We start from the raw sequence: 12,442 nt of genomic DNA on the forward strand, positions 1-12,442 counted from the left end.
CGCGCGCGTACGACCCGATCCCCCGGCCGATCCGGGGTCCCACGCGCGCGCGTGGGACCCCGGATCGGCCGGGGGATCGGGTCGTACGCGCGCGCGTGGGACCCCGGTCCGCCCCTCTGCTCTGCCGGATGCCGGGTGGGAGCAACTCTGCCGGATGTCGGGTGGGAGCCGACGGGCGTCAGGCCCCCACGTAGGCCGCCAGGTGTTCGCCGGTCAGGGTCGAGCGGGCCGCTACCAGTTCCGCAGGGGTGCCCTCGAAGACGATCGTGCCGCCGTCGTGGCCCGCGCCGGGGCCGAGGTCCACGATCCAGTCGGCGTGGGCCATGACCGCCTGGTGGTGCTCGACCACGATGACCGACTTCCCGGAGTCCACGAGCCGGTCCAGCAGCCCGAGGAGCTGCTCGACGTCGGCGAGGTGGAGTCCGGTGGTCGGCTCGTCCAGGACGTAGACGCCGCCCTTGTCGCCCATGTGCGTGGCCAGCTTGAGGCGCTGGCGCTCGCCGCCGGAGAGCGTGGTGAGGGGCTGGCCGAGGCTGACGTATCCCAGGCCGACGTCGGCGAGCCTGGCCAGGACGCGCTGCGCCGCCGGGGTCTTCGCCTCGCCGGAGCCGAAGAACTCCTCGGCGTCGGTCACGGACATGGCGAGGACCTCGCTGATGTCCCGGCCGCCGAGCAGGTATTCGAGGACCGCGGGCTGGAACCGCTTGCCCTCGCAGTCCTCGCAGGTGGAGGAGACCCCGGCCATCATGCCGAGGTCCGTGTAGATGACGCCCGCGCCGTTGCAGGTGGGGCAGGCACCCTCGGAGTTGGCGCTGAACAGCGCGGGCTTCACCCCGTTGGCCTTGGCGAACGCCTTGCGGATCGGGTCGAGGAGACCCGTGTACGTCGCCGGGTTGCTGCGGCGCGAGCCCCGGATCGGGCTCTGGTCGATCGAGACGACGTCCTCGCCCGCCGGGATCGAGCCGTGGACGAGGGAGCTCTTTCCGGAGCCCGCGACGCCCGTGACGACGGCGAGGACCCCGAGCGGGATGTCGACGTCCACGTCCCGCAGGTTGTGGGCGCGGGCGCCCCGGATCTCCAGGACCCCGCTCGGCCGCCGGACCTCGCTCTTGACGGACGCCCGGTCGTCGAGGTGGCGTCCGGTGACGGTGTCCGCGCCGCGCAGCCCGTCGACGGTTCCCTCGAAGCAGACCGTGCCGCCCTCCGTACCGGCGCCGGGGCCCAGGTCGACGACGTGGTCGGCGATGGCGATGGTCTCCGGCTTGTGCTCCACGACGAGGACCGTGTTGCCCTTGTCGCGCAGCTGGAGCAGGAGGCCGTTCATCCGCTGGATGTCGTGCGGGTGCAGGCCGACGGTGGGCTCGTCGAAGACGTACGTGACGTCGGTGAGCGAGGAGCCGAGGTGCCGGATCATCTTGACGCGCTGCGCCTCGCCGCCGGACAGGGTGCCCGCGGGCCGGTCGAGGGAGAGGTAGCCGAGGCCGATCTCGACGAAGGAGTCCAGGGTCAGCTGGAGCGCGGTGAGCAGGGGCGCGACGGACGGTTCGGAGAGGCCGCGGACCCAGGCGGCGAGGTCGCTGATCTGCATCGCGCAGGCGTCGGCGATGCTGACCTTCCGGATCTTCGACGACCTGGCTCCCTCGGAGAGGCGGGTGCCGTCGCAGTCGGGGCAGGTGGTGAAGGTGACGGCCCGCTCCACGAAGGCCCGGATGTGCGGCTGCATCCCCTCCTTGTCCTTGGCCAGGAAGGACTTCTGGATGCGGGGGACGAGCCCCTCGTACGTCATGTTGATGCCCGCGATCTTCATGCGGGCGGGCTCGTGGTGGAGGAAGTCCTGGAGTTCCTTCTTGGTGTAGCGGCGGATCGGCTTGTCGGCGTCGACGAGACCGGATTCGGCGTAGAGGCGGTAGTTCCAGCCGCCGGGGGTGAAGCCGGGGATGGTGAGCGCGCCCTCATTGAGCGACTTGGAGTCGTCGTAGAGCTGTGTGAGGTCGATGTCGGAGACGGTGCCGCGCCCCTCGCAGCGGGGACACATGCCGCCGGTGCGCTGGAAGGTGGTCCTGACCGCCTTCTTGTCGCCGCGCTCGACGGTGATCGCGCCGCTGGCCTTCACCGAGGGGACGTTGAACGCGTACGCGCTGGGCGGGCCGATGTGCGGCTTGCCGAGGCGGCTGAAGAGGATGCGGAGCATCGCGTTGACGTCGGTGGCGGTGCCGACCGTGGAGCGCGGGTCGGCGCCCATCCGCTGCTGGTCGACGATGATCGCGGTGGTGAGCCCGTCGAGGAGGTCCACCTCGGGGCGGGCCAGGGAGGGCATGAATCCCTGGAGGAAGGAGCTGTACGTCTCGTTGATGAGCCGCTGCGACTCGGCGGCGATCGTGTCGAAGACGAGGGAGCTCTTGCCCGAACCGGAGACCCCGGTGAACACCGTGAGGCGGCGCTTCGGGATCTCGATGCTGACGTCCTTGAGGTTGTTCTCGCGTGCTCCGTGCACGCGGATCAGGTCGTGCCGGTCGGCCGGGTGCGGCGTCCGCTCGTCCGCCCTCGGGGCCTTGCTCATCGTCTCTCCAGCTGTCGCACGGGTCCGTGACACGGACCGGCGCGTCCTGCCGTGTCCGACGGCGGACGTATCGCGAGGTCCATGGCTGCCACGCTAGTCGCGGCCGGACCGTGACGCTTCTCAAATCCTGACCGAAGCCGACTGAAGCCGACCGAAGTCGGACTGAGTCGGACTGAGTCCGATGCCCGCCGCCGGACGGGCCGGAACGTCGTTCCTGTCCGGCTCGGTGGGCCTCCCGCCACGGCCGGGGCCGTGCTCGTACGCAGCGGCGCCCCTCCCTGTACGGCCCGGATGTCCGGCCCGTGCGCCCGAGGGCCCGTGCTGGTGAGGCCCGGCGCCTTTCCCCGTACGGCCCGGGGCGTCGGCTCAGGCTCCGGGGAGGCCTTCGAGGGGCTGCCGGGAAGCGGGGCGGTTTCCGGCCAGGTGGCGTTCGGCGGCTCGGACGGCCGCGGGGGCGGTCCGTTCTCCCATGAGGACGCACAGCGTGTAGGCCGTGTCCTCGAAGCGGCTGCGCGCCGACGGGTCGAGCGGCCTGGCCAGGACGGTCCGCTCCTGGGCGCGGTAGTGCCGGAGCAGCCGGTCGACCGTCTTCGTGTCGGGCAGCAGCATGGGGCCCTCCTGTCTCGTGGCTCGTTCCATACTCCCGGCCGTCCGCTACGTACGCGACCGGCACGGACACGCTGCGTGACGTCGCGGATCCGGCGCCCTCCGGGCTCGCGGCTCCGGCACGTCCGGCGGAGGGCCGGAGGCGTGAGTGCGGGCGCAGTGTCGCGGGGCGCTCGGGCCGTCACCGACGCCGTCGGTGCCGACGGGCTCGGCGGGCTCGGCGGGCTCGGCGGGTCAGGGTCAGGGTCAGGGTCAGGAGGGTGCTGGAGGTTCTTCCCCGCCCCCCGGGCCGGACCTGGCGCGCGCTTCGAGCTGCTCGACACCCTGGTTGAGCTGGGTCAGCAGGGCGAGGAACCGCTCGGTGGTCCCGGGTGTCCAGCCGGTGGTCTCGACCAGGCGGGCGAGGCCGTCGAGGCTGACGGCCCGGTCGGCGTGGAGCAGTTCGATCCCCCGCGCCGTGGGGCGGAACTTGCGGGCGATGCCCCCCTCGGGGTCCGCGATGCGCTCCACGAGTCCGCCCCTGAGCATGGCGTTCACCTGTCGGCTGATGGTCGAGACGTCCACCTGGAAGGTGTTCGCGAGCTCCTTGAGCGTCAGGGGAGCGCTGGTCTCCATGCGGGTGAGCAGGACGTATGCCGAGCGTTCGAGGGTGTGGCCGGTCCGTGGGCCACGGGAGCCGAAGAAGTGTCTCGACAAGAGGGTCAGCTCTCGTTCGAGGTCGTTCAGCCGGCCTTCGCGCCCTTCCATGCCCTGCTCTTCCATGTCCTGCCCTTCCGCGCCCGGAACCGGCCCGTCCGCGCCGGGCCGGTTCCGCCGTCCATGAGGATCAGCATCCCGTTGAGTTGTGCATTGTGCAACTCGTATGTACAGTGCAATGCATATGCATGATGCATATATGCTGGGCGGGTTCTCCCCGAGACGCACGTCAGGAAGGCGTTCCCGGAGGGTCCACCGACCCGGCTCCGGTACGGCCGGGCGCGATCACCACCGGACGCCTCGCCACCGTCGCAGGACTCCGCACGCCCTCGCCGTCCCGCGCGGCGGGCATCGGGACCACCCACCGCACCGGCACCCCCGACCCGGCACCGGCCGATGTCCCGGCCACTGCCGGAAAGCACCGAATCCAGCCGGGCGACCGCCCGGCCAGCAAGGAGCACCACCATGAACCGTCTGCAGGACAAAGTGGCCGTCGTCACCGGAGCCGGAAGCGGCATCGGACGCGCCGCCGCCGTACTCATGGCCCGCCAGGGCGCCCGTGTCGTCGTCGCCGACCACGACGCCCCAGCCGCCCGGGAGACCGCCGGCATCATCACCGAGGCGGGCGGGCAGGCACTGCCCGTGGCGGTGAACGTCCTCGAAGAGGACTCCGTCGCGGCCATGATCGCCACCACCGTCGAGGAGTACGGCGCCCTGCACATCCTGTGCAACCACGTCGGCGGCACCAACCCCCGCACCGACCTCGACCTGCTGCGCATGGACATGGACGAGTTCGACCGTGCCGTCGCCCTCAACGTCCGCAGCACCCTCCTCGGCTCCCGGCACGCCGTCCCCCACATGATCCGCGCCGGCGGCGGCTCCATCGTCAACACCGCCTCCGTGGCCGCCCTCGTCGGCGACGTCCTGCAGACCTCGTACGGCGCCGTCAAGGCCGCCGTCGTCAGCCTCACCAAGTCGATCGCCACCCAGTACGGCCCCCAGGGCATCCGCTGCAACGCCGTCGCACCCGGCGCCGTGATGACCCCCGCCCTGGAGAACAACCTCCCCCAGGAGGTGATCGACGGCCTGCGGAGCGGGAACGCCCTGCCCTACCTCGGCTCCCCCGAGGACATCGGCCACACCATGGTCTTCCTCGCCTCCGACGAGTCCCGCTACCTCACCGGCCAGCTCCTCGTCGTCGACGGCGGCATGACCACGCAGTCCCCCGCCGCGCACTGGCGCCGCGCGATGCTCCCCGCGTAGCGCCCGGACACGCCGGGGAGCCGACCCGGCGGGCAGGAGCTCCAGGCAGTCCCGGACGCAGCCGAGGGCGGTCCGACCCGCGATCCGTTCGGTCTCACCGAGGGAGCGGGCAACCCCTCAGGAGAGGCGGAGACCGTCCGTCGGCCGGGCGTTGGTCCGGGACGGCGACGGGGAGCCCGACGGGGCCGTCGGCGGCAGTCACCAGGTGGTCCGCGTCATCCGGCCCTGCGACCGCCCTGTGGGACCGGGACCCGGTGCCCGAGCAGGAGCGGATCATCGGTCGCCGGGACGGCCGTCGGCTGGACGGCACCAAGGCCACCGGACGCCCCGACTTGAGCACGGACCCGCAGGGCCGGATCACCCCGCCCGGCTCCCCCGTCGGACGGGCCGCGCCGGACCGGCGCGCTCCGCCGCCGACGGTCCGCCGCAGTGACACGTACGACTCCGACTCCGGCTCCGGCTCCGGCTCCGGCTCCGGCTCCGGCGATCGGGGGCTGCTCCTCTCCCGCTTCCGGCGCGATCCGTCGCCCGGTGCCCGGTGGCCTCGACCCCGTCCGGCGCGGAGGAAAACGGCTCGCCGCGTACGGCCGCCGGATGGCAGGGTGCGGCACATGGCACCCCAACATCAGATTCGTGCCGACTACGACGCCCGCACGATCGTGGTCTATCAGGCGTACGCACCCGCCATCGCCGACCCGGCACTGTCGGCGGGCCGCTTCGTCGCGCCCTTCTCCTTCCAGCGGATGACATGGATCAAGCCGTCGTTCGCCTGGCTGATGCACCGCAGCAACTGGGGCCGGAAGTCCGGCCAGGAACGCGTTCTCGCGGTGCGGATCACCCGGGAGGGCTGGGAGGAGGCCCTGTCCCAGGCCGTGCTGACGACCGCCGACCCGGCGGCCGTGGCCCAGGCGGCCGTGCACGTGCAGTGGGACCCCGAGCGCTCGCCGCGCGGGGCCGCGCTGAACCACTACAGCATCCAGGTCGGCATCGGCCGCCATCTGATCCGCGCCTTCACCGACGACTGGATCGTCAGCCTCACCGACCTCACCCCTCAGGTCCGCAAGGCCGCATCGCTCCTCCAAAGCGGGCAGGCGACCAAAGCCCAGCGGCTGCTTCCCCCGGAGCGGGCCTATCCGCTGCCCCGAGCACTGGAGGACGCCCTCTCCCCCGGCCGGTGACGGCCGCCTGACCGAGGCTTCCGGCGGCGACCCTTCGCCGTCGGCGACCCGTGCGACCCGTGCGACCCGTGCGACCCGTGCGACCCGTGCGACCCGTGCGACCCGTGCGACCCGTGCGACGGCGAGCGTACGAGAGCCGGGCCGCCGTCGTCCTCCGTGGGCATCCGGCACGGTCTGACGCGCCGACGGCCTCGGTGGCCGTACACCCACCCACGGCGAGGGGCGGACGTCCCGCGCGCCTTGTCGTACGCGGGACGGGCGCCGGTTCCGGAACGGCTCATCACGCGTCACCAGCCCCTCCCCCGCCCCGTCCGCCATGCCTGCCACGGCGGGCGGGCTCACCGCCGTACCTCCGGGCCGTACCCCGTCCGGCAGCCGTCGCCCCCGTGCCGACGCGCGTCCCTCCGGAGGGACGGCGTCCGGGCGGGAAGGGACCGGCCCCCGGCGGGGTCTCCGAGAGCAGTGTTATCAGACCTCTTGTCAGCGAGTTCGCTCCTCCCTACCTTGGTGCAGCGAGTCACGGCCCAGCGGGTCCACCGGCCCGTGGCGGCCCCTTTTCCCGCACCTCAGCGCACGACCGACCATGGAGGCGTCACATGCCCGTAGCCGTGCCGGATCTTCTGGAAGCCGAAGGAATCCGCGACGCGGGTCCGCTGGAGATCGACGACGAGGCGATCGTGTTCGAGGACGACGACCGCGCCGACCGCGAGCACACCGCGTGTCTCTCCGACCCCTGGGTGACCGCCACCACCCGCTTCGCCTGTGACCTGAACTCGTAGCGGTGGCCGTCTCCATCGCCGGCCGCAGCGGTTGGTCCGACGACACCTGGTCGTACCTGAACGATCCGCGGATGCCGGCGATGGAACACGGCTGGAAGCTGCACGTCTCGACCCGGCCCGGGGACCTCGACGCCGTGACCCGGCTCGTCCTGCCGGTGCTGTCCCGGCACGTCTGCCACGCGAAGTTCGCCCGTGACCCGGAGACCTTGCGCCGCCTCAACTCCGGGGTGGTGAGCGCCGGGGCCGTCGGCAAGGCCGTCACCGTCTACCCCCTGGCCGGGACCGTGGTCGAGGTCGCCAGGGAACTCGCCGCCGCGCTGCGCGACCGGGAGGGCCCACGGGTCGTCAGCGACCGGCGGGCCGACCCGAGGGCCCCGGTCTACTACCGCTACGGCCCCTTCACCGGGGACTACCGCACCGGCCGGAGCGGTCGGCTCGAATCCGTCATGACCGGACCCGACGGCCTGGTCTTCGACGGTCTGGCCGTCGGCCGCTACCGCTGCCCGCCCTGGGCCGAGGACCCCTTCACCGGCGGCTCAGCACCCGGTGACGAGCCGTCCGCGCCCGGCTTCGGCGGCGGACGCTACCAGGTCACCGCGGGCATCGCGCGCGCCGCCCGGGGCAACGTCTACCGCGCGCTCGACCGCACGCTCGGACAACCGGTGGTCGTCAAACAGGCGAGGGCCTACGTGGGCGAGGACGCATCCGGTACGGACGCCCGCCACCGACTGCGCCACGAGCGCACGGTCCTCACCGCGCTCGACGGCGTCACGGGCGTGCCCCGCGCACTGGACTACTTCGCCCACCGGTCGGACGAATACCTGGTGATGAGCGTCTGCGGCGACCGGAACCTGCGCAAGGACGTCCTGCGGAACGGCCCCTACCGGAACGACACCGGCGCCCCGGCGCGCGCCCTGTCCGTCCTCGCCTCCCGGCTCCTGTGCGTCCTGGACGCGGTCCACCTCCGGAACGTGGTCGTCCGCGACCTCAAGCCCGACAACGTCGTACTCGACGGCTCCGGCCCCGCACACTGCCATGTGATCGACTTCGGGATCAGCGAGTGGAACGGCACGGGACCGGGAGGGGCGACCCCCGGATACGGCGAGCCGGTCCTGCCCGCGACCGGACCGGCCGTCCCCGCCGACGACCACTACTCCCTCGGCGCGACCCTCTTCTTCGCCGCCACCGGCATGGACCCGGTGGTCGTCGACACCGACCACCGGGTCAACCGGGACCGGACCCTGGCCTGTCTCTCCTGGGCACTGCCCGGCCGCGCCCACCGGGAGGCCAGGTCGTCGATCACCGGTCTGCTGAGCTTCGACCCGGCCGTGCGGACCGCCGCCGCCGACCGTCTGCGCGGCGGCACGGCCGGACCGGTGCGACGGCCCGCGCGTCCCAGGATCGACGGCGATCTGCTGGACGGGATCATCGAGCACACGACCGCGTTCTGCGTCGCCGAGGCGCGGGCGATCGTGGACCCGGAACGGGCCGCACGGCTGAACGTCCCCACCCCGATCGACGTCTACGGGGGCAGTGCGGGGCTCGGCCTCGAACTCCTCCACCACACGCACCGGCCGCAGGTGCGGGCGGCCGTCACCTCGTTGGCCCGGTGGACGGCACGACAGTCCAGGAACCTGCCGCCCGCCTTCTACACGGGGCGCACCGGCGTCGAACTCTTCCTCACGGAGGCGAATGCGGCAGCGGGGACGGCGGCGAGCGGGGCGACGAGCGGGGCGACGAGCGACTGCACGACGACGGGCGCGGGCCTGGCGGCGGGCGCCCGGTCCGCGTACCCCGCGCTGCCGGACCGCGCCCCGGACGGCGGGCCTCCGGAGGCCGACCTGATCGCGGGCGCTGCCGGAATCGGCCTGGGCAGACTGCTGCTCGCCCGGCACGCCCTCCGGTCCGGTCACCGGCTCGCCGCGGACCGGCACCTCGCCGTCGCCGCCGACTGCGAGCGGCTGCTGGCGTCGGGCACCGCCCGGCTGACCCCGACCGGTGCGGAGAGGCCGGGCGACGCGGCGCTCCGCGAGGGCATCGCGCACGGTGGCGCGGGCGTCGCCTGCTTCCTGCTCGCGTACGGCGGCGCGACCGGTGACCCGGACGCGCTCAGCCGTTCCGGGAGGGCCGCCGCGCGTCTGGCCGCCGTGACGCCGGACATCATCGCGGCGGCCACCGGGCCGGGCGCGACCCGCCGTTACGGTTCCTGGTGCCGGGGCCTGGCCGGGATCGGGACCGTACTGGTGCGGGCCGCCGCACGCCTCGACGAGCCGGGGTACCTCGACCTGGCGCGGCGGACCGCGCGGACCTGCGCCGAGCTGGCACCCCGGATGCCGCTGGTCTCGCAGTGCTGCGGGCTGGCCGGAGTCGGCGAGCTGATGCTGGACGTCGCGGAGGCGTCCGGGTCCGAGGAGTTCCGGGACGCGGCCGAGACCGTCGCCCTGCTCATCCTGAGCCGCAGCGGCGGCACCTGGTCCCGGCCCGTCTTCCCGGACACGGGTTTTACCGGGCCGAGCGCCACCTGGGCCGGGGGCTCGGCCGGTGTGCTGGCCTTCTTCAGACGACTGCGCGACCCGAGCGGCCCACGGCTCGGCCTCCCCGCCTGACCGCCCCCCGGTACCGCGCGGGTGGCCCCCTGGGCACGGCGACGGAAGGCCCGAAAACCGAAGGGACGGAAGGGATGGAAGGGGCGGACCTGGCATCTCGGGGAGTGGCTTGTTCCGGAGTGACGCGTGCTCGCCGCGCTGTGCTGAGGTGGCTGCCGCACGGGAATCGACCCGACTCGTGCGGCACGGACCGACCACCGAGCAGCAAGGAGAAGACATGCCCCGCATCGGACGTTGGGCCGCGGCGACCGCCGCCGTCGCCTTCGCCACCGCCCTGGCCGGCACCTCCACGGCCAACGCGCTCCCCCAGCACTCCTCCCAGCCCGTGTACTGGACGGCCCCCGCCCCCGGCCTGGTCCCTCCGGCACCGCAGAAGGTGCTGGACCTGCCCGTGCGCATCACCAACGACTTCGCCGCCCGTCCCACCACCCAGTGTCTGGACGTCGACGCGAACGGCGGCGGCAACGGCACGGTCGTCCAGATCTGGCAGTGCAACGGCACCAGCCAGCAGCGCTGGTACCTGTGGAACAACGGCGCCCTCGAAAGCTACCGGTTCCCCGGCAAGTGCCTGGACGCCGACCTCAACGGCGGTGGCCGCAACGGCACCAAGCTCCAGATCTGGGACTGCAACAACACCCCCCAGCAGAGCTGGTCCCACCCGGCGGGCGACCGCGCGATCTACAACGCCCGCTTCTACAACAACGGCAACACCGTCGTGGACCGAGACGCGAACGTCCTGGGCAACGGCGCCCGCGTCCAGCTCTGGCAGAAGAACTTCCAGTCCCAGCAGTGGTGGGACGTCTGGCAGGACTGACCACGGACGACGTCCCGCAGCCGCGAGCCCCGGTCTCCGCCGTCCCTCGGACGGGAGATTCACGCCCGCGCCGGTCCTCCGCCCGTCCGGCTACGCCCCTCGACGTGCCCTTCCACGTCCCCGGCGTGCCGCCGTCTCGCGCAGCAGCAGGAGGACGGCCGCCGACGGCCGGGGGCCGGAACCCCGGGTCGCCAGGGACGCGCCCGCGCGGCGCACCGCGTCGAGACGGAGCCGCTGGACACCGATGAGGGCCCGTACGAAGGGCAGGTACGAGGAGTCCACCACGTCCGCGAGGAGGGCGGCGGCCGACAGGTCGACGGCGGCCCGGTCCATCTGCTCCTCGACCAGCGCGCCCAGTGCCGGGCCGGGCCGGGTGAGGTCCGCGCCGTGGCGTGCCACCGCGTCGGCGGGCACCCCCGGCCGTCCGGCGCGCACGTCCTCCGCCAGGTCCTCCAGGAAGTCGATGCGCTGCATGGCACGGATGAGCCGGTGGCAGCCGTCCGTGAACCCCGCCCGCGCCGACGGCTCCAGGGGCGCCAGCAGACAGGCCGTCAGCATCAGCGCGGGCAGCGAGTACTCCCGTACGTACCGGTCCAGTTCCTCGTCGTCCGCGAGGCTCCGCCACGCGACCTCGCGCGCGCAGCCCAGCAGGAACTCCTCCGCGTGGGCGCGGACGTCCGGGTGCCGTTCGGCGGTGTGCGCCAGGCAGCGCAGCACGGACGGTCCGGAGCCGTCTCCGGCGAGGGACTTCCGGACGAGCGCGTCCCATTCCGTGAGGGCGGCGGCCCGTTCGTCCGGCGTCCCCCGGTCGATCCGGTCGTCGGTGTCGTGCATGAACGCGACGGCGGCCACGACGTGCGGCAGCAGATCGGCGGGGAGCAGGAGCCGCGCGGCGGCGTACTCCGCCGCCGCGAACCTCCGCACCGCCCGCCGCTGCTCCGTGTAGTCCCGCCGCAGCCGCCGCTCCCCGACCCCGGCCCGGTCGAGGGCCCGCTTCCACATGCCGATCTCCTGTCGTCGTCGGCCGCGAGCCTACGGGCACCCCGCCGGAGGCCCCGACCGGCCCCGCGTTCGGCCCGCCCGTGGCCGTGCGCGAATCCGGCGGTTCGTCCGCTTGCCCGCCGTCGCCGTCCGTACCGCGCCGCTGCCGGGTCTTTCCGGCCAAGTACGCCTCCCCGCATGGCAGATGGACGGTGACTTCCTCGGGTCCGCATAGCATGGACGGATGGACGAGATCGATGGTGTCGAGGTCGTGGCCTTCGCTGACGACGAGGCGTTCGACGGTTGGTTGACGGCTCACCACGGGCGGCACGCGGGCGTGTGGGTCAAGGTCGCCAAGAAGGGCTCCGGGATCGCGTCCGTGACATCCGACGGGATGGTCGACGTCGGACTGTGCTGGGGCTGGATCTCGGGTCAGCGCCGGTCGCTCGATGCCACGTACTACCTCCAGAAGTACGTTCCCCGGCGTCCCAAGAGCCTGTGGTCGCAGGTCAACGTCGACAAGGTCGCCGTCCTCGCGGCCGAGGGCCGGATGCGTGAGCCGGGTCTGGAGGAGGTCCGCAAGGCGCAGGCGGACGGGCGCTGGGACGCCGCGTACGCTCCGCAGTCCACCGCCGGGATGCCCGACGAGCTGACGGCGGCGCTGGCGGCGAACGACCGGGCGGCGAAGGCCTTCGAGGCGCTGGAGAAGACCGCGAAGTACCTGGTCCTCCTGCCCATGCTCCAGGCGCGGACCCCCGAGGGGCGCCGGTCCGCCGTGGAACGGGCGGTACGGGCGCTGGCCGCCGACGAGTAGACGCGGCCCGCCGGGGTCAGGGGCACCCGGGTCGGACACGGCCGGGAGACGCCCTGCCCGCCCGCCCGGCGGCGGGGCCCGTCAAGGGGCGCGAGGGATACGGCACCGAGTACGGGCTCCGTCGTCTCGGGCCCTGACGGGCCCC

General features: G+C 73.1%; 10 protein-coding genes. 6 read left to right on the forward strand and 4 right to left on the reverse strand.

Going from position 1 to position 12,442, the window contains the following annotated elements; all coding sequences use genetic code 11:
* Positions 1–178 precede the first annotated feature (178 nt).
* The 3 genes from ACIRQY_RS31485 to ACIRQY_RS31495 all read right to left on the reverse strand — a co-directional run bounded on the left by ACIRQY_RS31485 (position 179) and on the right by ACIRQY_RS31495 (position 3,928).
* Positions 179–2,560, reverse strand: coding sequence for an ATP-binding cassette domain-containing protein (locus tag ACIRQY_RS31485; protein WP_403931312.1), 2,382 nt, complete (start codon positions 2,558–2,560; stop codon positions 179–181).
* Between the two features lie 366 nt (positions 2,561–2,926).
* On the reverse strand, positions 2,927–3,169 hold the full coding sequence (locus ACIRQY_RS31490; RefSeq protein ID WP_351796093.1) for a DUF5133 domain-containing protein: 243 nt from the start codon (positions 3,167–3,169) through the stop codon (positions 2,927–2,929).
* 249 nt (positions 3,170–3,418) lie between these two features.
* Positions 3,419–3,928 (reverse strand): MarR family winged helix-turn-helix transcriptional regulator, encoded by a 510-nt coding sequence (locus tag ACIRQY_RS31495; RefSeq protein WP_403931314.1) that lies wholly within the window; start codon positions 3,926–3,928, stop codon positions 3,419–3,421.
* Positions 3,929–4,327: 399 nt separating this feature from the next.
* Between ACIRQY_RS31495 and ACIRQY_RS31500 the strand changes: the two genes are divergently transcribed.
* From ACIRQY_RS31500 to ACIRQY_RS31520, 5 genes are all read left to right on the forward strand, one after another.
* On the forward strand, positions 4,328–5,125 hold the full coding sequence (locus tag ACIRQY_RS31500; RefSeq protein ID WP_403931316.1) for an SDR family NAD(P)-dependent oxidoreductase: 798 nt from the start codon (positions 4,328–4,330) through the stop codon (positions 5,123–5,125).
* A gap of 611 nt (positions 5,126–5,736) precedes the next feature.
* Positions 5,737–6,303: a DUF4291 domain-containing protein gene (locus tag ACIRQY_RS31505; protein WP_403931318.1), complete on the forward strand. Its 567-nt coding sequence runs from the start codon at positions 5,737–5,739 to the stop codon at positions 6,301–6,303.
* Positions 6,304–6,899: 596 nt separating this feature from the next.
* Entirely contained in the window at positions 6,900–7,082 is a 183-nt protein-coding gene (locus ACIRQY_RS31510; RefSeq protein WP_351796081.1) for an SflA family class IV lanthipeptide, read from the forward strand.
* Between the two features lie 71 nt (positions 7,083–7,153).
* On the forward strand, positions 7,154–9,688 hold the full coding sequence (gene lanL, locus ACIRQY_RS31515; protein ID WP_403931320.1) for a class IV lanthionine synthetase LanL: 2,535 nt from the start codon (positions 7,154–7,156) through the stop codon (positions 9,686–9,688).
* Between the two features lie 217 nt (positions 9,689–9,905).
* Complete coding sequence (locus ACIRQY_RS31520) at positions 9,906–10,502, forward strand: RICIN domain-containing protein (protein WP_403931322.1); 597 nt, start codon at positions 9,906–9,908, stop codon at positions 10,500–10,502.
* Between the two features lie 90 nt (positions 10,503–10,592).
* Here the strand turns inward: ACIRQY_RS31520 and ACIRQY_RS31525 are convergent, their stop codons facing one another.
* Positions 10,593–11,504, reverse strand: a complete 912-nt coding sequence (locus ACIRQY_RS31525) for a squalene/phytoene synthase family protein (protein WP_403931323.1) — start codon at positions 11,502–11,504, stop codon at positions 10,593–10,595.
* Between the two features lie 223 nt (positions 11,505–11,727).
* On the opposite strand from ACIRQY_RS31525, the gene ACIRQY_RS31530 reads away from it, so the two are divergent.
* On the forward strand, positions 11,728–12,297 hold the full coding sequence (locus ACIRQY_RS31530; protein WP_351796069.1) for a YdeI/OmpD-associated family protein: 570 nt from the start codon (positions 11,728–11,730) through the stop codon (positions 12,295–12,297).
* Positions 12,298–12,442: the final 145 nt, after the last annotated feature.

The sequence above is a fragment of the Streptomyces sp. NPDC101490 genome (assembly GCF_044767145.1).
GTDB lineage: Bacteria > Actinomycetota > Actinomycetes > Streptomycetales > Streptomycetaceae > Streptomyces.